Genomic DNA, 25,301 nt, shown 5'->3' with positions numbered 1-25,301 from the left:
ACAATTGGTAGAAATTTTGAACAACTTGAACATTTTGAACTCCGGTTGCTTGTCCGGGGTCTTTTACATTTGAAATACCGTTGTATTACTGATGAAGCCGAAAAACCTTCTTCGGATAATGACTTCGTATAACTATACTATTCATTATGAAGGCAAAAACACTATCACTGAAACGCTCTTGGGCAAAATGGATATTTTACTCAGGAGTGATACTTACATGGTTGCAACCTGTAAGTACGCATGCTCAAACCCCCATTTTTGCTGACAGTGTATTATTTACTTCCGAAGTAGATAATCCTGCGCTGGCTGCTGACCAGAATCTGAACTCGTTTGCTGAAATCCGGGCAAATTCCGGATTGCTCCTCGGAATTGGGGCTTACTCCGGCTACATCGAACTGCGCTTTCCGGCAACCGTTCCGGCTAACAAAACTGCGTTCATTAAAGTGGAAATGGACGACAATATCCTGAATTCGCTCCTGGGGGGATCGATCGGGAATTTGCTGGCTACAACCGTTGGGGTTGCTTTAACGGGCAACCAGGAATTTGTGATCGATGTGAAAAATAACGGAACGACGGTACTTTCCGGTAGTTCCTGGATTCCTTCCCAGTTTTCCGGCGAGCGCCTGAAAGTGGTGGTCAATAAGTATTCGGAAACCTTTATTGCCATTACTCCCGATCAGCCCTACAATTCGATCCGGATTACCAATCAGCTGGGATCCCTGATCGGTTTGTCAACGATCAAGAAAATGCGCGTTTACGGAGCATACTACATCAACGGAAACGTCGATTGCGGTGTTCCCAGTTACACGTCTTACGATGCTTACGGTTTAACGCTGGATCTGATCCAGCTGGCAGGAGCAGGAGCAAGCAACATTCACCTGACGGTGGATCAGAATATGAATTCGGCTTCCCAGCTAAGCTTAGGGGTTTTATCCCTTCCGGCTTCCATCGAACAGAAAGTGTATTTTGAAGGTTTGTCTCAGCCATCCGACGTTTTTGGTGTCCGGTTCCAGGTTAATCCGCAACTTGCATTAGTAAACCTAGGTGGAAATATTACGTTTCGCGCCCAGAACGGTGCTATTACACAATACTCAGAGACTCTCGGAAATTTATTGAACAGCGCAATGACTGATTCCCTGACTAGTGGAAACATTGTGACTGTTTATTTGCAGCCAGGAGTGCCGGTAGACCGGATTGTGTTGAATTACAACTCGATTATCGGGCTCAACCTGAGTCAGTTTATCAACTTCCAGGAAGTATTTAAACTCAGTGCTGCCCCTACATTCCAGGTAGCGGCTTCCGACGATACGATTTGTCCGGGAACTTCGGCACAATTGGTTGCGAATGCAGTGGATCCGACCATGGAAATCCGCTGGTATGCAGATACTACTGGCCCAATGCTGGGTGTTTCGGCTTCGGGAGCAGTGTTTACAACACCTGCTTTCTTCACAGATACGGTTTTGTACTGCGCTGCTGCGCGTCCGGGATGTACGAACGAATCGTTGCATACTCCGGTGTCCATCACCATGCTGCCATCACCGCAGCCATCCGATGTAGATCCGAATCTGAATGCGAATGGATATTGTGAAGGACAGCCGGTGGTCATCTCGCCAGGCAGTCCGCTGGGAAATCAATTCTCCTGGTACCTGGATAATTCGATGACGCAGCCCATTTCCAACGGAATGACGGCAAACGGAGCGGTTTATTCGATTGGTGCAAACGGAGCATTAACCATCACCGGGCTTGCTCCCACGTCTTCACCTGTGCATGTGTACATTGCGGTAAGTGATTCCACGACCCAGTGTTCCAATTATGCCGGAAATCTGGCAGAAGCAGCGATCGCGGTTAATTCCGAACCGGCTCCGACGACTTCCAACCCGATGCAGGCATTTTGTGTAGCTGATTCGGCAACAGTAGCAGATTTACAGGCCAGTGGTACTTCTATTAACTGGTATGATGCTCCGGGTGGAGGAACACTGTTACCTTCAACCGCCCTGTTGACTTCCGGGACCTATTATGCGACCAGTGTAGGTGCGCTGTGCGAGAGCTATGATAGTTTGATGGTCAGCGTCACATTGAATGATGTTCCGGCCCCGACGAGTTCCAGCCTGCAGCAAATCTTCTGTAGCGGAGATTCTTCTACCGTAGGTGATCTCCAGGTAAATCAGCCGGTGGTGAACTGGTATGATGCTCCCTACAACGGAAACTTACTTCCTGCATCGACTTTACTGACGGACGGATCGGTATACTATGCGGCGAATGTAGGAGCAATCTGTGAAAGTTCCGCACTGCTGGCTATCACGGTTTCAGTCAGTGTGCTTCCTGCACCGACAACGCTCAACAGTGCACAGGTATTCTGTAGTGCAAACAGCCCGACAATCGAAGATATTCAGACCAATGAGTCTAATGTGAACTGGTATACCGTGATCACAGGAGGAACCATGATTCCGCCGGGAACACCTTTGGTTGACGGAATGACCTATTACTCGGCTTTGGCAGGAATGAACTGTGAAAGTTCTTCCCGACTGGCGATTGCAGTAACGTTCGAAAATGTTCCGGCTCCGACTACATCAAACACTGTTCAAACATTCTGCGTGGCTGATAACCCGACGGTAGCCGACTTGCTTGTGAATAACCCGAATGTGGTATGGTATGACCAGGCAACAAACGGAACGGTTATTCCATCCGGAACGCCTTTGACGAATGAAACATCCTATTACGCCGCACAGCAGGGAACGTATTGTGAAAGTACTGTCCGCCTGATGATTTATGCGCTTGTTCAGGACGTTCCGGCTCCGACAACTAACAATGCGAATCAAAGTTTCTGTTCAGCCGATAACCCAACGGTGGCTGATTTGAATGTCAACGAACCGAATGTTACCTGGTACGATGCAGCTGGAAACCCGGTGAGCAGTACGACAGCTTTGGTGAACGGAGCGACTTACTATGCGGCACAGGTCGGTGCGAATTGTGAAAGTTCCCAACAACTGGCGGTTACCGTTGCAATCGATAACACATCTCCTTGCAGCGGCGGAGAAGATCTTGAAATCACGAAGACGGTTAGCAATACGGCTCCGTTTGTGGGTGAGCAAATCACATTTACGATTACGGTGATGAATCACGGAACGCTGGCGAGTACAAACGTGGAGGTCAGCGAAGTGATGCCGAGCGGATTTACCTATAACAGCCATTCGCAAACTTCGGGCTCTTACAACCCGACAAGTGGATTGTGGACCATTCCTACATTGAATGGAGGTGCTACGGCGGTATTGACCATTCAGGTAACGGTGAATCCGACAGGAAACTACGTGAACGTAGCGACGATTATTTCCGGTAACCCGAATGATATTGATCCGAACAACAACTCTTCTTCGGTGGAAGCGAGTCCGGGCTGTTTGACGATTTACAACGAAATCACCCCGAACGGAGATGGTCTGAATGATTACCTGTGGGTGGAGTGTATTGAAAATTATCCGGATAACACCATGACTATTTTCAATCGCTACGGAAACAAAATCTACCAGGCGGCAGGCTATAAAAATGACTGGAGCGGAATGGCGAATGTGCCGGGCGTAGTTGGTTCTGGCGACGCAATTCCTTCCGGAACATACTACTATGTTTTGAAGATCAATAACCCTGAATTCGAAAGTGCCGGATGGGTTTATGTACAACGTTAATTAATCATACAAAATCACATCTTATGAAAGCAAATAAGTATACTCAGATATTCCTTATTGGTCTTGCTGTGATCCTTGTTTCCACAATCTATGCGCAACAACAAGTTCAATATACTCAGTACATGTACAACACCATGTCGGTAAACCCGGGCTATACCGGAACCAGTAACCGCCTGGAAGCTTACCTGATTCACCGCTCGCAGTGGGTCGGAATGTCGGGAGCTCCGAATTCTCAAAACGTAGGAGTTCAGGGAGCGGTTTCAAAACGGATCGGATTAGGACTCAATGCCATCAAAGATCGTTTGGGGCCTTCCAATGAAGTGTATTTGAATGCATCCGCAGCGGTGCGTTTGAACTTGTCACAGAAAGTCAAGCTATCAATCGGGATTAGCGGTGGAATTGACGTGCTGTCGGTGGATTGGTCATCGGGGCAGGTGATGCATGAAAACGATCAGAGCCTGATGAACAACATTCAAAACCGGGTGCGTCCACTGGTTGGCGCAGGACTTTACTTCTACGGCAGTAATTGGTATGCTGGTGTTTCTTCGCCTAGTTTCATCAAAACGGATCGCTATACTTCTGCGACCACTGTTCCAATCAACTCGGTTGTTCACTGGTATTTTATCGGGGGATATGTTTTCACCTTGTCGGATCAGTTGAAGTTTAAACCGGCGATTTTGGGGAAAATGGTACAGGGAGCTCCGTTATCAGTGGATGTTTCCGCCAACTTCCTGTTGCAGGATCGTTTCACAATGGGGCTTGCTTACCGCTTTAACGATGCCTTTAGTATCCTGGCGGGAATCACGTTTAAGAAGTCATTTTTCCTCGGATATTCCTATGATTTCTCAGTTTCCAGGCTGCAGAAGTTCAACAATGGTTCCCACGATATTATCTTCCGGTATACCTTGTTTGACAAAGTTGCGAATATCCGCTCACCACGTTTCTTTTAAATCCATTTGCTATGAAAAAAATTCTGTTTTTACTCTGTTTTGTACAACAGGTTTCAGTACAAGCTCAATCTCAGCAGGCAAATGACTATTATGCCAGCCTGAACTATCCGATGGCTATTGAAAACTACGAAAAGTATGTTTCGAAGCTGAAAACCAAGAATGACCCGGACGCGGAGATCGTCGGGAATCTGGCAAACAGCTATTTCTTTACCGTGGATTACTCCAAAGCGTGTAAGTGGTATGAAAAACTCTACACGGTGCAGGGAGACGGTATGGATGAGACATTGTTTACGCGCATGATTACGTGCTATCGCGTGAATAGAAACTACGAACGTGCCGATGAATTGCTGAAATCGTACTATAAAAAGAACAAGCTGCGTTTGAAAATGCTTGCTTATCAGAAAAATTTGCTGGATAGCGTGAAATCGAATGTGAATGCGGTTCAGAATCTGAAAATCAATACGGACAAGGCCGATTTTGGGCCGATGTTTTACGGAAACAATGTGGTGTTTTCTTCGTCGCAGCGTTCTGCAGAAACCAGTGAAGAGTTGTACAGCTGGAACAACCAGCCTTATCTGAATCTGTTTATCGCCACACGCAATAAAAATTCCGGTTATCTCAGTAACGTGAAAGATTTTACGAATAACCTGAATTCACAGTATCACGATGCTTCGGTGGCATTTTCGAAGGATTTGAAAACGATTTTCTTTACGCGGAATAAACTAACGAAGAAAAACGGCATTCAAACGAATAAAGAGGGGACTTCCAATATTGAAATCGTGAAAGGAACGATTGATGGAAACCAGATCTCGGACATTGTGGCACTGGATTTCAATGATCCGGAGTACTCATGCGGTCATCCGGCGATCAGTGCAGACGGAAAGTACCTCTTCTTTGTGTCAAATATGCCCGGCGGATTCGGAGAAACGGATTTGTACGTCGCGCGTTTGTATGCGGACGGCTCAACGGGAGTTCCGGTTAATCTCGGTGATAAAGTGAACACGGCAGGACGGGAAATGTTTCCGTATATGACCGGAGATACACTTTATTTTGCTTCGGACGGACATTACGGATTGGGAGGGTTGGATGTTTTCTCTACTCAAATGAAAGGTGAGACCAATTTCTCGATTCCTGAAAACCTGGGAGCACCGATCAACAGCAACAAAGATGACTTCAGTTTTATTTTCGACGGTGAAACGCGTTCCGGGTATTTTTCTTCGAACCGCGACGGTGGAAAAGGAGACGATGACATTTACTGGTTTAACCTGAATGAACTGCCCAAAGTGGTGGATTATTCAGGGGCGGTTTTGGATGAAACCGGAAAGAATCTCGTTCCCGGAGCCAAGATCCAGGTATATGATTTGTTCAATGACCTGATCCTTGAAACGACCAGTGATGATAAAGGAAAATACAATTTAAACCTGCCGTGCAATGCACAATTCAAAGCGGTGTTCAGTAAGCCGGAGTACAGCACGGAATCGGTGAATATCACGACTCCGACTGATGCCGGTGCAAAAGATGGAAACGATGTGCGCCTGACCAGTTTCAATAACATGATCGAGAAAGAGGGAGACAAGGAGAAAATCCGGGTGAACCCGATTTATTTCGATTACGGAAAATGGGACATCACGGAGAAAGCAGTTCCGGAATTGGATAAAGTACTGCTTGCGATGCAGAAATTCCCGGATTTGAAAATTAAAATCGAATCGCATACGGATTCCCGTGGTTCCGATAAGTACAATTTAATGTTGTCGGATCACCGGGCGAAAGCTACGCGGGACTACCTGATTTCGAAAGGAATCAGCCCGGAGCGGATTGAAAGTGCTACCGGATACGGGGAAACCCGTCCGAAGAACCAATGCGTAAACGGATCCCGTTGCTCGGATGAAGATTACGCGGTAAACAGACGTTCGGATTTCATCATCATCAGTAAATAATAGATAACACCAAAAACACAGGTCTGAATCTGTTCTCCTGAGCATTTCCGGATAAAGAGGCTACTCTGGCTAAAGTGCAAATCAGTGATGCTTTAACCGGGGAGGGTGCAGTCGTAATGTTAGGTGGTACGAAAGCATCAAAACCTTGGTTTTGATGCTTTTCCTTTTGAACGTGTTTTCTTGTTTCTCAGGGACTAACAGCAATTGTAGTACATCACGACTTTTCCTTTTTTCTTCGAAAAAGCAATGTGCCGTCCGTCTTCGGAACCGAGCAGATAGTAGAATCCGATTGCCTGCTTATCGGATTTGATTCCTTCCCAGGTTTCCTTATCGATGTAATAGCTCTGGTCTTCGAAAACCACATCGTTTTCAATGGCCGGAGTACTGAATTTGTCTTCTGAGAAAAACGATTGCATGCGTTTTTTGATAAATGCATCGGTGTCTTTTTGCGATTTGATATCCCCCGTGAAATCATATCCGAGCAGGTAATCAGCATCGAATTCTTCCTTCAGCAGTTGTTTCCCTTCCGCAGAAGTAATGGTAAATACCACTTTTCCGTCAAGTAGATTTTTTCCTTTGATCCCGATGAAAAATGCATCTTTCTTTGCCGGATCGGAGAACGAATGGCTGGTTTTGTTTTCGATGAGGTAATCGCTCCCGGCAGTGATTTGTTCCGTTTCCGGTGTTTTTTCAAGGTATGCTGCTTCCGGTTTGGGATCTTTTGGCGTTTGATTGTTTTGGCATGCACTCACGGTGATGGTGAGTAAGATGACGCCTGCAATTTGTCTGTTTTTCATGAAGTTCTATTTTTCAATTTGATGTAACCAGTCAGTAATTCCTGCCAACAACTCCTGTTCCATTTTTTCCAGATCGGAGTAAGTTTCCAGTGTGATGATTTTCCGTCCATCGGGATAGTTTTTCCCTTTCAGCCCGGTCGATGCATGGATTTTCGCGCCGGTGGGGAAGACCAGGAGTATTTTTCCCCGGTGCAGGTTCACCACCAGCAGATCACGTTTGTATTCCTTCGCATCAAAAGCTTTCATTTCTCCGCTGTAGTAAAAGGCGGGAGAATTCCATTTGATGTGCTCACGGATTTCCGGATCAATGGCCGGTAACAGGTTGCGTAAGGCATTGACGATTTTCTGTTCTTCCGGGGGTAAACCGGCAATGAGTTCATCTACATTCGGATCTGTCATATCTTACGGTTTATGTTTCACGTAAACGACTTCTTCCGTTCCGTCTGTGAAGCGGTTTTCCAGGTAACTCAGCCCGATTTTTTCCAAAACCCGCACCGAAGCTCCGTTTTCAGGCATGGCTCTTCCTACAATCGTTGGGATTTGGAGTTGTTCAAATCCGTAGGCAAGACAAGCCTGAGCCGCTTCCGTTGCATAGCCGGAACCCCAGAATTTTTTCATGAAGCGATACCCGATATCGAACTCATCCAGTTCGGGGGTGTATTTGAGTCCGCACCAGCCCAGGTATTCATCGGTTTCTTTGGCGATTACGCCCCAGCGCCCGAATCCGTATTTCCGGTAATGATCGTATTTCTCCAGGAATGCTCTGGCCTCTTCGATACTTTCAAAGGGATCGTCGCCGGTGTAGCGGATTACTTCCGGGTCTAGGTTTAGCAAATAGGCCGATTCTGCGTCTTCCGGAGTCATCTCACGGAGATAAAGTCGTTCGGTTTCGAGCAGCTTTTTTGTCATACAGGGGAATTTACGGTTGTTTCTGTTTTCAGCGAAGCGGTGACTTCATTTTAAAAATAGTAATAAATTGCATGAAAATACGTTCAACGAATATGAGGTCTAAATCACTGCTTAAAGTTTTTACGTTACTTTTTTTCGTTAGTTTACTAACGTTTTTCGTTCTTTTTCAAAGTGGTTTTATTACCGGAAAATCGAAAAGAGAACTCATTGCCGGGAACAAATCTGTTTCAGGAGATTCGACGAAGCAAAAACAATTGGGGTTAAGTACGTTTCAGAAGTTAAAACTTTGGGGTGCGTTTGATCCTGAAAATTTTGATGCGATGATTATTCCTTACTCTGTGCCGAAAGAAGCGCATTTGAGTAGTTCTAAATCCATGATTATTGATTGGGATCAGTTGCGTGAACACGACACTTACCTGGAGTCAGTATTGGAAACACAATTTGAAAGAAAGAAGAAAGCCGCTAAGTAATATGTATGTTTTAAAATTGGCGATTGGTGCAGGAATCAGCCTGCTTTTCCTGGTACTGTTGTTTGTGCCTATGGAGCGTGTTTTTCCGGCAAAAAAGAACCAGCCTTTTTTTCGAAAAAAGTGGTTCCTGGATCTGAGTTTTTTTCTGGGGCAGTATTTATTCTGGAATAGCTTGCTGATTTGGTTCTTGTATGATCTGCACACAGTTGTAGATACCCTGATTCCGGGGAAGGTAATCTATGCGGTTCATACCCAGCCGGTTTGGATTCAGGCTGTTGAAGTACTGTTTTTAAGTGATTTTTTGATTTACTGGGGACACCGCCTACAGCATAAAGTAGATTTTTTGTGGCGGTTTCATAAAGTTCACCACACGGCCGAAACAATGGACTGGCTGGCTGCACACAGAGAACATCCGTTGGACACGATTTACACGGTAGGATTGATTAATCTTCCGGTTTTTCTATTGGGTTTTAACCTGGATGCGGTCATGATCATTGTCGTTTTCCGGGGAATCTGGGCCATTTACATTCATAGTAACGTGAGATTGAATATCGGATTCGTTCAAAAAATCATCGGTTCGCCGGCACTGCACCATTGGCATCACGACCTGGAAAGAGATCGGGGAAATTATTCCAATGTATCTCCATTGATGGATTTGTTGTTTGGAACCTATGTTTGTCCGGATCAGGAACCGGAAAAATTCGGAATCAAAGAGGAGTTCCCGCAGAATTACCTTGGACAATTAGTGGTTCCGCTCGTTCCAAAATTTATCTTAAGGAAGTTTCTGAAAGGAAGAAAAACAGTTGTGGACTAGTCGTAAATCTCCGCTTCCTCCGAAATCTCTTTCAGAATAAGTTCGTATCGTTTTTTATCTAAAATCTGTCCTCCGTTTGGGCAGTTGGAAAGATTGATGCAGATCAATCATGCTATAAAAATAGGAAATCATTTTTTCGGATGTGAGGCTATTGATGGATGTGTGGAAACGACCACTTGAAGCGGATGAGCGATTAATCCAGCTCAATTCCCATGATGCAGACATCGTCGATTTGCTCCAAATCACCTTTCCATTTAACGAAGGTGCTTTTCAGGGTGTCGATCTGATGATGGATTTTTTCGTTGGATAGTTGAATCAAGAGGTTTTTCAGGGTTTTGGTCTTGAATTTCTTGGACTCCGGCCCACCGAATTGATCTGCAAAACCGTCTGTGATCAGGTACATGCGGTCGCCTTTTTCCACTTCCAGCGTGTGGCTGGTGAATGGCTGCATGTCGAAATGCTTCCCGATCGGCTGTTTGTTCGGTTTGATCTCAATCATTTCCCCGCTTGCTTTTTTCCAGATCCACAGTGGGTTATTGGCTCCTGACCAGCTGATTTTATTGGTGTTTTTATCCCAGCTACACAATGAAATGTCCATTCCGTCTGAAACATCCTGCTGGTTTTTGGAGAGTTCATCGACAATGATTTCGCGGGTTTTATCGAGAATTTCTCCCGGTTTTCTCAATCCGAATTCTTTCACCGAACGGTTCAGTGCATTGTGGCACACCACACTCATCATGGCTCCCGGAACACCGTGCCCGGTGCAGTCCGCAACGGCAAAAATGATGAAGTCCCTGGTTTCTTCCAGCCAGTAAAAATCTCCTGCCACGATGTCCTTCGGTTCGTAAAGTACGAAGTGAGCCGGAAGCACTCTTTCCCTCAGTTGTAGAGACGGGAGTATCGCTGTTTGAATACGCTTGGCGTAATTGATAGAGTCCAGGATTTCATGATTTTTCTCTTCGACCTGCCGGTTTTTCTGTTCAATAATAATCTTTTGCTTTTTTACTTCTTTCCATCTGCGGTAAAGAATGATGGAAAATACCAGGATTACGATCCCGACCAGTGCCAGTGCACAGGTGATGATGAGTGTTTGTTCTGCTTTCTTTTTGTCTTCCAGTTTTTCTCTCATCCTGCTCAAACGCTCGTTTTCCCGCTCTTTGTCAAACTGGTAATTCATTTCTTCCTGCGTCTGCTTCCGGATATTTTCTTCGTTGGCAATCTGAGCTTTCACATCATTGAAAAGGTGCAGCCGGTCGTAAGCCATTTTAAAATCTCCCGTCTTTTCACCCAGTTCCGATTGGGATTGGTAAACGGATTTCAAGGTTTCTTTGGATCCCAGTTTGCTTGCAATTGTTTCTGCTTCCGCAAGGTGTTCGGCAGCTTTGTCGAATCGCCCGGTTTTTAAAGCAATTACTCCGAGATTGAGATTGGAAATGGCAATTCCGAGTGTTTGATGCAGTTTCTGACGCAATTCGAGTGATTTCAGCTGGTAAAACTCGGATTTCCGGAAGTTTTTACTTTCCTGGTAGCAAACTCCCAGGTTGTTGTAATCATCGGCAAGTCCGATGCTGTCGTTCAGTTTCAGATCAATGGCAAGTGATTCGTTGTAATAGCCGATGGCCTTTTGGTATTTTTTCTGATTGAGAAAAACAATCGCCATGTTATTTAATGAAACAGCAATTCCTTTGGGATAATTGATCTTTCTTCTGATCCGGAGCGATCGTTCATGGTATTGAAGGGCTTTCTGATCCAATCCCTGGTTTCCGTAGATTAACCCGATGTTGCTCAGTACATCGGCTTCAGTGTTTGGATCTTTGATGCGTTCGGCCACCCGGAGTGCCCGGAAAAAATGATCCAGTGCCTGTGGATAATCCCCCTTGTAGTCGTATGCAATCCCGATGTTGTTATGCATCAGGCTGGCGATGGAATCAAAGTGATACTTATCAGCCAGTTTCACGGATTCTTTCCCGTATCGGATCGCCTTGTCGTAATCGCCGTAATACCAGCCATAGGCAATGGATTCGTTGAGTAGGCAAAGCCTTTTTTTGAAGTTCTTTTCGGATTGTGCAAGCCTGTAAATTGAGTCAATACCGGAATTCTGTGCCTGGATTGGCGCAAAAAGCAACAGTAAAGTAATAGTCAGCAGGTATTTTCTCACAACACAATGATACGGATTAAACTGATAAGCTTTGTTAAAGGAGGGAAAACATTTCGCTGCTTTTGAATAGGAATAACGGAAGTCTTCTTACTTTTGCAGCACTTTTGAGTACAATGGAAATGGAATTGATCACCACATATATCTGTAAGGATTTCGACATCGGCATTCATAACAACATGTTTGGTGGAAAACTGATGTCCCTGATCGATGATGCGGCGGGGTCTTTTGCTTCCCAGGTATGTGATTCACCGAACATGGTGACGATCAAAGTAGACGAGCTGGTTTTCAAAAAAGCAGTGAAGTCGGGTGCGATCCTGAAGGTTTACGGAAAAGTGGTTCGCTTTGGGAATTCTTCCATTGAATTGTATATGGAAATCCGCAAGCACAACGTGTATACGGGAATCCAGGAATTGGTGACGCATACCAACATGACGTTTGTCCGGATCGATGAGGAGGGGAAATCGCTTCCGATCGCCGAGTACATCAAGAAGAGACATGCACGCCGGATGGAGAAGTACGGAAAAGCATTGTTGCTGCCGACGGAAGAAGGATTCTCCCAGGAATAAAAATACGTTTTTTAGTAGCTGATAGCTCGCCTGGTAATTGCTTACCCGGGTAGACGGTGCATAAGTGTACACTTATCCACTGATTTCCGAAATCCGCAGCGGATAAAGGTTTTTAGAATGAATTGGAATCTTTTTTCGTTTTACCGGAACTTCCAATAAGCTTCAATCTGCTGCAATACTTCCCGCTTTTTTCTTCTCGGCAGAAATACCTCAAACTGGTTTGTTCTCAGTCCCACATACCCCGAACCTCCTTTATCGGCGCTTACAATGTCTTCCATATTGATGATCACCGACTGATTGACGCGGATCAGAAACGGAATCTCGGAAGATTCATTTTCCATGGCACTCAATGATTTCGAGAGCAGGTATGATTCCCCGTTTTTACAGAAAATAGTAGTATATCCACCGGATTCTCCGACCATGTATGCAATGCCGGATGCCTCGATATAGATGGTTTTGTTGTTTTTAATGACTGCAATTTTGGCCTGATCCAGTTGAGTTTTGACCGATTGCACTAACTTTCTTTCGCTGATGCGCTTTTCTGCTTTTTCCACTGCAGAACAGAAACGATCCTTATCAATCGGTTTGAGCACATAATCGATAACGGAATGTTCGAAGGCTTGTAAAGCAAACTCTTCAAACCCGGTAACCAGGATTACTTCAAAACTCCGGCTGCTCAACTGGTTCAGCAGGTCAAAACCTGTTTTTTCCGGCATCAGGATATCCAGGAACAACAAATCCGTACTTTGTTGCAGGGAGGGAGAGTTTAAGAACGTTTTCGGGTTGTCTGCCTCGCCGATGATCTCAATCCCCGGAAAATATTTCCTGAGCATAATCTGGATTACTTCCCGGTTCGCATGTTCGTCATCAATAATAAATGCTTTCATGATGGGGTGTTATAAAGTTTAGGGTTGAAAGTAAATTGTACCATGGTTCCGTTCGGAGAACTTTGAATGTCGAGGGAAGCCACCGGAGTTTCGAACTGTTTGTTCAGCGTATCGATCCGCTCGCTGATCAGCTGGTTTCCTTTCGAGAGATGTTTTTCACTCGTATTGTGTTTCTGGAAACCATGGCCGTTATCCCGGATTTGAATCACCAGTTCCTGGTGTGCGTCAATCTCAAATGAAATGTAAAGAACGGGGTTGTTTTCCTGGAATTTGAGTCCGTGCCAAATAGCATTTTCCAGGATGGGCTGGAGCAGGAGTGAAGGAATGCTGTAGTTTTTGAGTTGTTCCTCGTTGAGTTGAATCGATTTTCGGATTTCGAACTTGTTTTGGAAACGGAGCAATTCCAGTTCCAGGTAGGCATCAACCAGTTGTAATTCATCCCCGATTGAGATAAACTGCTGTTCACTGTAATTGAGAATTTTCCGCATCAGGTAGCTGAATTTTGCCAGGTATTGTGCAGCAAGGTCGTTGTCTTCCCGTAGGATCAAGGCTTGGATGGCCGCCAGTCCGTTGCTCAGGAAATGCGGGTTTACCTGTGCTTTTACAGCGAGCAGTTTGTATTCGTTGAGTTTGCTTTCCAGTTTGGCCCGTTCTGCACTTCTTTTCTTGCGCTGTAGCTTTCGAACCAGTCTCACGGACAAGAGGATTAAAAGTACCACAATGGAGATGAGCAGGTAGAATAGCGTGCTGCGCCAGAAAGGTTCTTCCACGATAAAACGATACTTTTTCGAAGTCGAAAATTGCACATCTCCGTCAACAACCGGGAAAATTTCCAGTTCATAACTGCCGCTCTGGAGTGCTTCAAAACTGATTTTAGTGCCTTCGGTATATTGAGCTACCTGCGATTCGCCTTTCAGTTTGTAATACAATCCGAGTTTGTGCGCATCGAAACGGAGGATGTCGAAATCAAAGGAGATCGGAACGTTGTAACCAATTCGAACCGGGAGCCTGGCCACTTTCTGATTTCCTATCAGTAGCTCATTGGGAAGAACAACCGTTTTTCTGCTTTGGTACAGGGAGTTGATTTCCCGGGTGATCAGATCGTTCTTGATGCAGATAAAGAGTGTTTTATGCGACAGGAACATATTCTGGATTTCCCCGTCAAAAATTTTAGTCCACGGAATTTTGCCGGAACCGGAGAGTGGTTTGGTAAAGACACCTTCATTTCCTGCTGAAAAGATTTGTCCGTCGGAAATGAAAGACTTTTTGACAGAGATACAGGGAGGAGCATATTTCTTTAGCAATTTCCCGTTTTTGAAATGGAAAATCCCCTTGTAACGGGTCGTGATGAGTAATTCTTCCGGTCTCAATTGCTGAATGTTACTGATGTAGTAAGGTTTGGAAATCAGTTTACTGCGGATTAAGTGCTTTGCCCCGTAGTGGTATTCATACAAGCCGTTTTCGCTTCCCAGAAGTACCACCGAATCGTTGAGAGTATGTTTGCAGCGGATGAAGGGAACCTGGGTGACTGCATGTGAAATCGGGGAATCCATTAGAAAAAGATCACTCCAGCTAAAACCATACGCTATTTTTTTAAGGTAAAAGAAGTTATTAAAGCTGTTGTTGGGATTCGAGTTGATAATCTTCTGCGACTTCAGATCTTTACTCAACGTATAAAAACTAGTCATCGTGCAGATATGCCATTGGTTGTCGATAAACTCAATGCTGCGTACATCACTCCATCCTACCAGTTGTGCAACAGGATTCCAGTTTGGAGCTTTTACTGCCGGTGTTATCAGGGAGTTCCTGATCTGGAAAAGCTCCCCGGATTTATTCCCGATCAGTACCTGATTGCCATTGCCTGCAACCTCGGTAGGTTTGAGGTTTTTATATTGCCTTTCATGAATGTTTGAAGCAATGAAGATCCCGTTCTGATTCAGCGAAACAGCTATTCCTCCATTTTTTAAAGGAGCAACTCCACCAATCACCTGCCCCGGGAAATGACACTGTATGAAATTTCCTTGTTGATCCAGTTCGATCAGGCCGCTTGTAGTACAAAGCCAGATCCGGTTATGGAAAGCTTCTATGAACAGGATATTCTTGTGGGGAAAAGTACGCAGGGTTTCAGAGCCAGCCTCAAATAGCTCATGATTGATTAGCAAATAAACCTGCTTGCCGAAGCGGATGATATCTTCGCGGGCTTCCGAACTCGAAAAATGATCTACAGCGATGGTCTTTTGATGTGATTTGAAATCTATGGAGTAATGACACACGCGTTTTTTGATCATCTTGTAACGTTCGAAAGGAAATTCTTTTTCCGGGTCGTACACAAACTTGTGGAATCCCATGGTTTCGTATTTGGGGTCAAACGAGACTTTCTTTGTTTTGAATGAATAATGGCGGTAGGTGGTATTGGAAAAGATTACGAGCCCCTTGGGATACCAATGCAACTTTTTCCAGTGTACGCCTTCATTTACTTCTTGTTTCCGGGAACACAGGAAAATGGCTTTGTCTCCGACCAGGGTGAAAATTTCGTTCTTTGAATTCAGCAGGTAAACTTTTCCTTTGGAGTCTCTTTCGAAATCGTAGATAATGCGTCTTTCAACCGGTAGATTCAGGCAGATCGGGATAAACTGTTCCCCGTCAAATTTCATCGGGCCGTATTGGGTGCTGACCAGCAGGTATCCTTTCTCACTGATATGGATATCGTAGCATTCACTGGAAAGCAGTCCTTGTTCGTGATCCAGGAATCTGCCATACAATTCCTGACCGGTAACCAGTTGGGAAGTACAAAAAAACACTATGAGGATTCCGATAATTTTCACGATACAAGGATAACTAAAAAAGAGACGATCTTTTGCTATCGTCTCTCCATGATTTAGTCAATACTGGTTGAATGTGAATGAAGGTATGGAGTTGTTATTGGTAGTTGTATTTTACATCATTTATTGACTCTACAAAGAGAGTTCAAATGAAAGAAACAATCCGACCAAACAATGGAATAATTGACCGGATTTGATTTTTTTGAGGAAACTTCCTCTCAATAAAAAAACCGCCTCAAAGTTGTTTTTGAGGCGGTTCCGGAATCATTCGGAATAGAATATTATTCTTTGATCAGTTTATGCGTAATGAATCCGTCTTGTGTTCGAATAGTGACCAGGTACATACCGTTTGGCTGATTGCTCAGATCGAAGTGGTGTCTGATTTTTCCTTCGGAAACAGCGATTGATTGAACAACTCTTCCCTGTGCATTGTAAATGAGGATCTGGTCAGCAGTCAGATCTGTCAGATCAATCGTAAACACACCACTGGTCGGATTCGGGTAAACCACACTGTTGGATGGACGGGAATTCACCTCTTTTCCGTCTTGCGTCACCAATCCGGCGTAGCAGGTTACGGTGTGTGAAGAAGATCCCTGAACTGTACACGTATCTTGTACCGTATAGGTAATTTGATACGTATGTCCCTGAACAAATGAATAACCGCTGAATGTACACGGACCGCAGTTTTCCCATGCCGGATTCGTTGTAGGAGGAGTTCCCGCAGTCAAATCGGTAATGGTCCAGTTTCCATGGAAATTAGTACCGGAGTTCACATTCGGAGTTGCGGTTGCGGAGAAATTCGATTGACCGGTCTGGCAGTTGACACTTACCGAGAATTCTGAATCCAGGGCTGCGTTTAAGCTCATCGATTTAACAACCGTATTGCTGAACAATAACATGCCGCAAGGTCCGATGGCAACACGACGGTAATAAGTGGTTACATACAATAACGGCGGAGAATAATTTAAACTATTCGCAGCGCTGATGTTGGTCCAGTTGATATTATCCGTAGAAGACTGCCACTGGTAAGTAAACGTGTAGGAACTGTTCGGGCCGCTTGCCGGAGCAGTCGATAAGATGGAGCCCGGAGCCGTACCGCATGGCACTTTCTGGTCTTTCCCGATTTTTCCGCCTGTGAAGTCTAAAAGAGACAAGCAGTCGTTGTCAATAGTTCCTGTCAGGTTTCTGTCCGAACCACCCCATGAAGTGTTTCCGTGTTGGAGGACACTCAGGTTGGAAGTCACATTCTGATCAATGTCAAAACACTGTGGCGAATTGGCAATGTGATTCAGTCGCGCAGCATCAGAATACGCAGAAATACGGCCGTGAGTTTGATCCAGTCGCTCCAGCGTAATGTAATACTGCGTGTTTTGTGTTAGCAAAATTCCGAGAGAAGTGATCCACGGATCGGCATTATTTTTTGAGCCTCCCATGAGCATAAATGTCGCCGGGTTGTTCGTATGGTTCGTTGATCCGAACATGGCAAAAACGGCATCCTGATTCGTTGCTGCCCACGGACTCGCAGTCGAAGTAGGATCTAAGGTTCCAGCTGTTAAAGATGCGAGGTGATGTCCCGGGCCTCCCGTTCCGACAGCTGTATAACGGAAGTCAAAGTCGAGTCTCCAGCTATTGGATAAACTCACTCCGTGGTTGGTGTGCATGCGGATAGAAGCCGCATCCGGACAAGTATTGTAATTAAAAGTTCCGCCTGAAATAGTTACTCCCGTACCAACCGTTGTCCAGTTAGCGCTGCTCGAGAAATCATTGGAATAATCACAGGTCAGGCTATTGCATTCCACTATGCTGACGGTAAGGGTGTTTGAAATATGCTGATCCAGACAGGTTGAATGTTTCGTGATGCGTCTGTACAAGGTTGTTTGTGTAGGCCCTGCTGGTGGATCATATGTAAGAGAAGTTGCACTGACGATATCAGTCCAGGTTGCTCCTCCGTCAGTAGAAGATTGCCACTGGTAGCTGGTGTTCGGATTGTTGGAAGTTGCTGTGGAAGTAAATGCAACCGGGTTTCCGGTACCGGAGCAAACTTGCTGATTTCCGGCAATGATTTCACTGGTTGTGTAAGCTGTGAGGCGGGTATTGTCGATCCACCCGGTCAAACTGCGATCCACCCATCCCCAGCATGTGTTCCCGTGTTGAATGACAGGCAGGTTGTTGGTAAAATGACTTCCCAGATTAAAACACTGCGGCGAATTGGCTACGTGGACGGTTCTTGCCGCATCGGAAAAAGCCGAAATCCGGGCATGGGTTGCATCCAGCCGTTCCAAACGCAAATAGTATGTTTTCGAACTGGCAAGTACAATTCCGGCAGAATTTGTCCAGGAACTGCTTCCGTTTTTGCTGGTTCCGATCAATTCAAACGTACTTGGTGTATTGGTGTGGTTGGTGGAGTAGAACATCATCGCAATAGCACTTTGATTCGTTGCCACGTATGAATTATCGGAAACGGGATCCAGGGTTCCGGCTGTAACCGATGCAATGTGGTGCCCCGGTCCGCCTGTACCTACCGCTGTAAACTGGAAATCAATATCCAGTACCCAGTTATCTGTCAGGGTCACACCGTGATTGGTATAAATTCGGTTCGAGATTCCGTCGGCGCAATTGGTGTATTTGGCTTGCGTTCCGGAAACAGTGATGTCGCTTCCGACTTGTGTCCAGGTGTAAAGGGGAGAGAAGTTCTCGTAGAATTGTGCGTTTGAACTCCAGCTGAGGAATAAACACGACACAATGGTCATTAATTTTTTCTTCATGATCGTAATTAGATTAATGGTGCCTACTCATAAGCTTTTCGGCTTCCGCTTCAATTGATTGAAACAAAGAGAAACCGTTTTTCATTTTTTTAATGACCAGTGGATGGAGATTTTGACCATGATTCGTTAAATGTCGACGAATTTCATCCAGGAGAACGAAAAAGTGTCTCCAAATTGAGTTATCTTTGAGACCTTAAAATCAAAGAAAACAACTCTTATTATGGAGCAACAGGCACCCTATAAGTCAAAGAATAACATCCGGATCGTAACAGCGGCGTCATTATTCGACGGCCACGATGCGGCAATCAATATTATGCGCCGGATCATTCAGGCAACCGGATGTGAGGTCATCCACCTCGGACACGACCGTTCGGTAGAAGAAGTGGTCGACACGGCAATCCAGGAAGATGCACAGGCCATTGCGATGACTTCTTATCAGGGAGGACACACGGAGTACTTCAAGTACATGTATGATTTGCTGAAAGAAAAAGGTGCGCCACATATTAAGATCTTCGGTGGAGGAGGAGGAACCATCCTGCTTTCTGAAATCGAAGAATTACAGAATTACGGAATCACACGTTTGTATCACCCGGATGACGGAAGAGCACTCGGATTGCAGGGAATGATCAACGATTTGGTTGAACGTTCGGATTACCCGGTGGGGAATGTCCTGAACGGAGAGATTACTCATTTAGGAGAAAAACACGTGCCTTCGATTGCACGTTTGATCTCTGCAGCGGAGAATTATCCTGAAATGGCAGCGCCGGTAATGGATCAGGTGCACCAAATGGCTGCGAAAAACCACGTTCCTGTGTTGGGAATTACCGGTACAGGTGGAGCAGGGAAATCGTCTTTGGTAGATGAATTGGTACGCCGTTTCCTGATGGATTTTACCGACAAGCAAATTGCAGTGGTATCTGTCGATCCTTCTAAGCGTAAAACCGGTGGAGCATTGCTGGGTGACCGGATCCGCATGAATGCGATCAAGAATTCACGTGTTTACATGCGCTCACTGGCAACCCGTCAGTCAAACCTGGCCTTGTCAAAACACGTGTCTGAAGCAATCCAGATCCTGAAAGCAGCGAATTACGACCTGATTATCCTGGAAACATCCGGAATCGGTCAGTCAGATACGGAGATTTTGGATCACTCCGATGTGTCATTGTACGTGATGACTCCTGAATACGGAGCTGCAACACAGCTGGAAAAAATCGACATGCTCGACTTCGCGGACGTGATTGCACTGAATAAATTCGATAAACGCGGTGCTTTGGATGCATTGCGGGATGTGCGCAAGCAATTCCAGAGAAACCACAACCTGTGGGATAAAAATGTGGATGAAATGCCGGTTTTCGGTACGATTGCATCCCAGTTTAACGATCCGGGAATGAACACTTTGTATAAGGTGATCATGGACAAGGTGAAAGAAAAAACTGATGCCCCGCTGGAATCCAAGTTTGAAATCACGAAAGAAATGTCTGAAAAGATTTTTGTGATTCCTCCGGACAGAACGCGCTACCTGTCCGAAATTTCGGAAAACAACCGCGGATACGACAAGTGGGTAAACAAACAGGTAGAAGTTGCCGATAAATTATACGGTCTGCATAAATCCATCGAAACGCTTCAGGCAAGCTCGATGGAGGACAAAGACCGCCTGGTAAAAGGAGTCCAGGAAGCATTTGAAAACGTGAAACGCGATTTGGATCCGCACAACTGGCAGATTTTGGAATCGTGGAAAGCGAAAAAAGAATCCTACGCAGCACCGGAATTTATCTTCAAAGTGCGCGACAAGGAATTGCGAATGAAAACGCACACGGAATCTCTGTCTCATACACAGGTTCCGAAAGTGGCCCTTCCGAAATTCAGTTCCTGGGGAGATATTTTACGCTGGTCTTTACAGGAAAACGTTCCGGGAGAATTCCCTTACACATCTGGTTTGTTCCCGTTCAAGCGCGAAGGAGAAGACCCTACGCGGATGTTTGCCGGAGAAGGAGGCCCGGAAAGAACCAACCGTCGTTTCCACTACGTAAGTTTGGGAATGCCGGCAAAACGCTTGTCCACGGCGTTTGACTCGGTAACATTATACGGAAATGATCCGGATGTAAGACCCGATATCTACGGAAAAGTAGGAAACTCCGGAGTTTCTATCTGCTGTCTGGACGACGCGAAGAAACTATACTCCGGGTTCGACCTGTCACATCCGGCGACTTCGGTTTCGATGACCATTAACGGTCCTGCACCAATGTTACTTGGTTTCTTCATGAATGCGGCAATCGACCAGAACTGTGAAAAATACATCAAAGCAAACGGACTCGAAAAAGAAGTCGAAGCAAAAATCAAAGCGATCTATGCGAAAAAAGGCGTTGAAAGACCGAAATACCAGGGCGATCTTCCGGAAGGAAACGATGGGCTCGGATTATTCCTGCTTGGAGTAACCGGAGACCAGGTACTTCCTGCCGATGTATACAATGAAATCAAAACAGAAACGCTGAAGCAGGTTCGCGGAACCGTTCAGGCAGATATCCTGAAAGAAGACCAGGCACAGAACACCTGTATTTTCTCCACGGAATTTGCACTCCGCTTAATGGGAGACGTACAGCAATACTTTATTGAGAAGCAGGTACGAAACTTCTACTCGGTTTCCATTTCCGGATATCACATCGCGGAAGCAGGGGCAAACCCGATTACGCAGCTGGCATTTACACTGGCAAACGGATTCACGTATGTGGAATACTACCTGAGCCGAGGAATGGATATCAACGCATTCGGACCGAACTTGTCGTTCTTCTTCTCTAACGGAATTGACCCGGAATATGCGGTGATCGGACGCGTGGCAAGAAGAATCTGGGCAAAAGCACTGGCGAAGAAATACGGAGCAAATCCACGTGCGCAGATGTTGAAATACCACATCCAGACTTCCGGGCGTTCACTGCACGCACAGGAAATCGATTTCAACGATATCCGTACGACCTTACAAGCTTTGTATGCCATCTACGATAACTGTAATTCCCTGCATACAAACGCATACGATGAAGCGATTACCACACCAACCGAAGAATCTGTACGCCGTGCAATGGCCATTCAGTTGATCATCAACCGCGAGCTGGGATTGGCAAAAAATGAAAACCCGCTCCAGGGATCATTTATTATTGAAGAACTGACTGATTTGGTGGAAGAAGCGGTATTGACCGAATTCGACCGCATTACGGAACGCGGAGGAGTTTTGGGGGCAATGGAAACGATGTACCAGCGCTCCAAAATCCAGGAAGAATCCTTGTATTATGAAACGTTGAAGCACAACGGAGACTTCCCGATTATCGGTGTGAATACCTTCCTGAGTTCCAAAGGATCACCGACGGTTGAGCCGAAAGAAGTGATCCGTGCTTCCGAAGAAGAAAAACAATACCAAATCCGAATGCTGGATGCACTGCACGAAAATCATAAGGATAAACTGGATGAACTGTTGGGCAACCTGCAACGAACTGCGATTCAGAATAAGAACATCTTCGAGCAACTGATGGAAGTATGTAAATACGCTTCCCTGGGTCAGATAACGAAGGCATTGTTTGAAGTAGGAGGACAGTACCGAAGAAATATGTAATTCCAAATTAAAATACATTCCCAAAAAGGCATTCGTTCACTGCGGATGCCTTTTTTCGTGTAATAACCGTTGTAAATTTCATTTAATACAAGTTGTAACGTTTGTTTTCAAACAGATCACCATCAAAAATCAAGAGTTAACTAAAATTTCAATTTTTAGTTATTTATTTTTTGAAACCTGAAGCCCAGCATCCCCAAGGGGTGTGAAAACTAATTTAATAGTTTTTGTTTGTTAATCGAGAATTTAACAAAATCGATTTTGATTACCAAAGTGTTAAGTATACATTTGAGACACGTTAGATAACTAATAAACTATTACAGAACTATTAACTTATGAATTTACTACTGCGTAAGGGATCTCTCGCCCTGTTTGCTGTGCAGATGAGTTTTTGGTCCTTTGGACAAACCGTCTCACAACAATTAAACCCGGAAGAAATCGCAAATAGAATTGCTTATGTGCACGGAAGTGATTTCGTGACGAATAATCCGACATTGGTTACTGCGCTTGGAAAGGTCATGACAGACCGGATCGAGTACCAGCTCGCACCACCCGATGAAAACGAAAAATATCCGTTGTTGTCTTCCATGCCGTTATTGACTAAGATGAATCCCGGTGTTCATGGAGCAGATTTCCAGAATTTTGACCTGAATACATTTAATCCACTGGTGTATAACCTGGAATTCTTTTCAGATAAAACACAGGTATTCCGGATAGACAATACCAACTACATCATGATTGTTAAACCGATTCAACGATACTAATCATGAGAAAGTGCTACTCCCTATTATTGAAGATTTCGTTTGCCGGAATCATTATCGGATTACAAACAAATTCTTTGTGGGCGCAGGGAAATACCTGTGCTACCGCTACCACCATTACCCCGGCGGCAAGCTGTTCATATACCAGCGGTACAACCGTAGGAGCAACATACCAGAATAATGCTGCAAACGGAGGTACTCCGACTTGTGCAAGTCCCGGAGCTCCGGATGTCTGGTATGTATTTACCACAACAGTAGCCGGTAATTATACGATTGATACACAAACAGGAACAATTACGGATTCCGGAATGTCATTGTATTCCGGTACCTGTGGCTCTTTGACTCAAATCAGTTGTGATGATGATAGCTCTCCCAATGGCGCTATGTCAATGATCACTGCAAGTTTGGCAGCCTCAACGACCTATTATGTTCGGGTATGGAAATATAGTTCCGGTACGGGAACTTTCGGAATTTGTATCACAACACCTCCTCCTGCGCCTGCCAATGACAATTGTGCTACTGCCACAACGGTTACTCAGGAAGCAAATGGTTCTTGTACGACGATCACGTCTACAGTTGCAGGAGCAACTAATTCCGGGATTGCGAATTGTACAGGTACAGCGGATGATGACGTATGGTTTCAATTTACGGCAACCAATTCGACGGCTATTATCAATCGCACCACTACCGGTTCCTGGGATTCCGGGATTGAAGTCTTTGCAAGTACCGGAGCGGCTCCCGGATCATGTATCGGTGCATCTTTGGGGTGCCAGGATGCGGAATCCGCGTTTACGGTTTCAGGATTGACAGTCGGTATGAACTATTATGTACGCGTGTATTCCTGGGCATCGGGTTACACACCGTCTCCGGCAACGTTTACCTTTTGTGTGACTTCTCCGCCGGCTGGATCGATCATTATGGCAAACGGTTCCACAACCTCCTGCAGCGGTACGTTTTATGATAATGGAGGAACCAATGATTACAGCAATAGTTTATCACAGGTCTTTACGATTTGTCCGGGAACTGCAGGAGCCAAGCTAAAAGCGGTGTTCAGTGCTTTCCAAACAGAAAGTTCATTGGATTACCTGGAAATTTTTGATGGAAATTCCGTGGGAGCACCTTCTTTGGGAACTTATTCCGGAACAACCAGCCCGGGAACTGTTCAGGCAAGTGCAAGCAATGCTTCGGGGTGTTTGACCTTCCGTTTTACGTCTGATGGTTCGGTGACATATCCGGGGTGGGTAGCAGCCATTTCATGTGTGACTCCTTGTCAGACGATTACGGCCAACTGGGTGAGTTCGAACAAAGCTCCGGATGCTGACGGAATTATCCGTGTCTGCCAGGGACAAAGCATCAACTTTGTAGGAAGCGGTACATTCAGTAGTTCGGGAACCGGTGCTACCTATACCTGGTCGATGGGGAACGGAGCTACTGTAAGCGGAACCAATGTCAATTATACTTATCCCGCAATAGGAAGTTACCTGGTAAACCTTATCGTAACCGACGCAACCGGGTGTACCAGTACAAACTCGTTTAACCGGAACGTGCAGGTTTCTACCACACCGACCATTACAACCTCGGCAACGCCGTCTACCTTGTGTACAAATCAAACTTCCGCACTAGCAGCCACCGTTACGATGAACCCTTATACCGTGAACTGTACGCCTCCGGTTTCAGGAACAACCTTCCTTCCGGATGGTTCGGGGGTTTCCTATTCGACTTCCATTACAACGAACTGTTACAGTCCGTCAGCAACGGTTACATCGGTGAGCGACATCACGAGCATCTGTCTGAATATGGAGCATTCCTATTCGGGAGATTTATCGATGGTGATTCAGTGTCCGAACGGACAGTCGACCAGTTTGATCACGTATCCTTCGGGAACGGGGTCTGCAAACCTGGGAATTCCGTGGGCTACGGGTATTGTTGACGGAAGTTCGTCCACGACCACGCCGGGAACGGGGGCCAATTACTGTTTCTCCATGTCAGCGAGTACGGGCTGGGCAAGTGCAGTGGCATCCGGAGGTACTTTCCCGAACGGAAATGGCCCGGGTACTTACACTGATCAATATATTCCGGCTGGAACCTACATCCCGATGCAGAGTTTCTCATCGCTGATCGGTTGCCCGCTAAACGGAAGCTGGACGATTACCGTAACGGATAATATCAGTTCCGACAACGGGTATATTT

Annotated in this window: 16 protein-coding genes; 9 read left to right on the top strand and 7 right to left on the bottom strand. The window is 45.5% G+C overall.

The window, feature by feature from the left end:
* Positions 1–146 precede the first annotated feature (146 nt).
* The 3 genes from ABDV94_RS12385 to ABDV94_RS12375 are packed head-to-tail and all read left to right on the top strand — an operon-like array spanning position 147 to position 6,564.
* The gene (locus ABDV94_RS12385; protein WP_343747503.1) at positions 147–3,677 is read left to right on the top strand and encodes a gliding motility-associated C-terminal domain-containing protein; all 3,531 of its coding nucleotides are present in this window, start codon (positions 147–149) and stop codon (positions 3,675–3,677) included.
* A gap of 23 nt (positions 3,678–3,700) precedes the next feature.
* Complete coding sequence (locus ABDV94_RS12380; RefSeq protein WP_343747502.1) at positions 3,701–4,627, top strand: type IX secretion system membrane protein PorP/SprF; 927 nt, start codon at positions 3,701–3,703, stop codon at positions 4,625–4,627.
* An 11-nt stretch (positions 4,628–4,638) separates the two neighbouring features.
* Positions 4,639–6,564 carry an OmpA family protein gene (locus ABDV94_RS12375; RefSeq protein WP_343747501.1) on the top strand — a complete coding sequence of 642 codons (1,926 nt, stop codon included), beginning with the start codon at positions 4,639–4,641 and terminating at the stop codon, positions 6,562–6,564.
* Between the two features lie 194 nt (positions 6,565–6,758).
* Here ABDV94_RS12375 and ABDV94_RS12370 read toward each other — a convergent pair whose 3' ends face one another.
* Genes ABDV94_RS12370 through ABDV94_RS12360 form a run of 3 tightly spaced genes read right to left on the bottom strand, consistent with a single transcriptional unit; the run spans position 6,759 to position 8,270 of the window.
* Positions 6,759–7,361: a hypothetical protein gene (locus ABDV94_RS12370; protein WP_343747500.1), complete on the bottom strand. Its 603-nt coding sequence runs from the start codon at positions 7,359–7,361 to the stop codon at positions 6,759–6,761.
* A 6-nt stretch (positions 7,362–7,367) separates the two neighbouring features.
* Positions 7,368–7,760 carry a DUF1801 domain-containing protein gene (locus tag ABDV94_RS12365; RefSeq protein ID WP_343747499.1) on the bottom strand — a complete coding sequence of 131 codons (393 nt, stop codon included), beginning with the start codon at positions 7,758–7,760 and terminating at the stop codon, positions 7,368–7,370.
* 3 nt (positions 7,761–7,763) lie between these two features.
* The gene (locus ABDV94_RS12360; RefSeq protein ID WP_343747498.1) at positions 7,764–8,270 is read right to left on the bottom strand and encodes a GNAT family N-acetyltransferase; all 507 of its coding nucleotides are present in this window, start codon (positions 8,268–8,270) and stop codon (positions 7,764–7,766) included.
* A 71-nt stretch (positions 8,271–8,341) separates the two neighbouring features.
* Here ABDV94_RS12360 and ABDV94_RS12355 point away from each other — a divergent pair, with 71 nt between their 5' ends.
* Together ABDV94_RS12355 and ABDV94_RS12350 are read left to right on the top strand one after the other, a co-directional pair.
* Positions 8,342–8,740 (top strand): hypothetical protein, encoded by a 399-nt coding sequence (locus ABDV94_RS12355; protein WP_343747497.1) that lies wholly within the window; start codon positions 8,342–8,344, stop codon positions 8,738–8,740.
* A gap of 1 nt (position 8,741) precedes the next feature.
* Positions 8,742–9,554: a sterol desaturase family protein gene (locus ABDV94_RS12350; protein WP_343747496.1), complete on the top strand. Its 813-nt coding sequence runs from the start codon at positions 8,742–8,744 to the stop codon at positions 9,552–9,554.
* Positions 9,555–9,747: 193 nt separating this feature from the next.
* Here ABDV94_RS12350 and ABDV94_RS12345 read toward each other — a convergent pair whose 3' ends face one another.
* Entirely contained in the window at positions 9,748–11,712 is a 1,965-nt protein-coding gene (locus ABDV94_RS12345; protein WP_343747495.1) for a tetratricopeptide repeat protein, read from the bottom strand.
* A gap of 119 nt (positions 11,713–11,831) precedes the next feature.
* Between ABDV94_RS12345 and ABDV94_RS12340 the strand changes: the two genes are divergently transcribed.
* Positions 11,832–12,278: a hotdog domain-containing protein gene (locus ABDV94_RS12340; RefSeq protein ID WP_343747494.1), complete on the top strand. Its 447-nt coding sequence runs from the start codon at positions 11,832–11,834 to the stop codon at positions 12,276–12,278.
* A 140-nt stretch (positions 12,279–12,418) separates the two neighbouring features.
* Here ABDV94_RS12340 and ABDV94_RS12335 read toward each other — a convergent pair whose 3' ends face one another.
* The 3 genes from ABDV94_RS12335 to ABDV94_RS12325 form a co-directional block, all read right to left on the bottom strand.
* A complete protein-coding gene (locus ABDV94_RS12335) occupies positions 12,419–13,165 on the bottom strand; it encodes a LytTR family DNA-binding domain-containing protein (protein WP_343747493.1) in 747 nt (248 codons plus the stop codon).
* Positions 13,162–15,990, bottom strand: coding sequence for a histidine kinase (locus ABDV94_RS12330; protein WP_343747492.1), 2,829 nt, complete (start codon positions 15,988–15,990; stop codon positions 13,162–13,164). The genes ABDV94_RS12335 and ABDV94_RS12330 overlap by 4 nt, the downstream gene beginning before the upstream one ends.
* 278 nt (positions 15,991–16,268) lie before the next feature.
* Complete coding sequence (locus ABDV94_RS12325) at positions 16,269–18,752, bottom strand: T9SS type A sorting domain-containing protein (RefSeq protein ID WP_343747491.1); 2,484 nt, start codon at positions 18,750–18,752, stop codon at positions 16,269–16,271.
* 220 nt (positions 18,753–18,972) lie between these two features.
* Between ABDV94_RS12325 and ABDV94_RS12320 the strand changes: the two genes are divergently transcribed.
* The 3 genes from ABDV94_RS12320 to ABDV94_RS12310 all read left to right on the top strand — a co-directional run.
* Positions 18,973–22,353 (top strand): methylmalonyl-CoA mutase family protein, encoded by a 3,381-nt coding sequence (locus tag ABDV94_RS12320; RefSeq protein WP_343747490.1) that lies wholly within the window; start codon positions 18,973–18,975, stop codon positions 22,351–22,353.
* Between the two features lie 332 nt (positions 22,354–22,685).
* Positions 22,686–23,114 (top strand): hypothetical protein, encoded by a 429-nt coding sequence (locus ABDV94_RS12315; protein WP_343747489.1) that lies wholly within the window; start codon positions 22,686–22,688, stop codon positions 23,112–23,114.
* A 2-nt stretch (positions 23,115–23,116) separates the two neighbouring features.
* Positions 23,117–25,301: PKD domain-containing protein (locus tag ABDV94_RS12310; RefSeq protein WP_343747488.1), on the top strand; the 2,185-nt coding region annotated here is incomplete at its 3' end.

The organism is Fluviicola sp., from assembly GCF_039596355.1.
GTDB lineage: Bacteria > Bacteroidota > Bacteroidia > Flavobacteriales_D > Crocinitomicaceae > Fluviicola.
This window is presented reverse-complemented; position numbering and strand designations above follow the sequence as displayed.

Excerpts from the sequence above, each read along its gene's own strand:
- ABDV94_RS12385 (WP_343747503.1), top strand. The coding sequence starts at position 147 with ATGAAGGCAAAAACACTATCACTGAAACGCTCTTGGGCAAAATGGATA.
- ABDV94_RS12380 (WP_343747502.1), top strand. The coding sequence starts at position 3,701 with ATGAAAGCAAATAAGTATACTCAGATATTCCTTATTGGTCTTGCTGTG.
- ABDV94_RS12375 (WP_343747501.1), top strand. The coding sequence starts at position 4,639 with ATGAAAAAAATTCTGTTTTTACTCTGTTTTGTACAACAGGTTTCAGTA.
- ABDV94_RS12370 (WP_343747500.1), bottom strand. The coding sequence starts at position 7,361 with ATGAAAAACAGACAAATTGCAGGCGTCATCTTACTCACCATCACCGTG.
- ABDV94_RS12365 (WP_343747499.1), bottom strand. The coding sequence starts at position 7,760 with ATGACAGATCCGAATGTAGATGAACTCATTGCCGGTTTACCCCCGGAA.
- ABDV94_RS12360 (WP_343747498.1), bottom strand. The coding sequence starts at position 8,270 with ATGACAAAAAAGCTGCTCGAAACCGAACGACTTTATCTCCGTGAGATG.
- ABDV94_RS12355 (WP_343747497.1), top strand. The coding sequence starts at position 8,342 with ATGAAAATACGTTCAACGAATATGAGGTCTAAATCACTGCTTAAAGTT.
- ABDV94_RS12350 (WP_343747496.1), top strand. The coding sequence starts at position 8,742 with ATGTATGTTTTAAAATTGGCGATTGGTGCAGGAATCAGCCTGCTTTTC.
- ABDV94_RS12340 (WP_343747494.1), top strand. The coding sequence starts at position 11,832 with ATGGAATTGATCACCACATATATCTGTAAGGATTTCGACATCGGCATT.
- ABDV94_RS12335 (WP_343747493.1), bottom strand. The coding sequence starts at position 13,165 with ATGAAAGCATTTATTATTGATGACGAACATGCGAACCGGGAAGTAATC.
- ABDV94_RS12325 (WP_343747491.1), bottom strand. The coding sequence starts at position 18,752 with ATGAAGAAAAAATTAATGACCATTGTGTCGTGTTTATTCCTCAGCTGG.
- ABDV94_RS12320 (WP_343747490.1), top strand. The coding sequence starts at position 18,973 with ATGGAGCAACAGGCACCCTATAAGTCAAAGAATAACATCCGGATCGTA.
- ABDV94_RS12315 (WP_343747489.1), top strand. The coding sequence starts at position 22,686 with ATGAATTTACTACTGCGTAAGGGATCTCTCGCCCTGTTTGCTGTGCAG.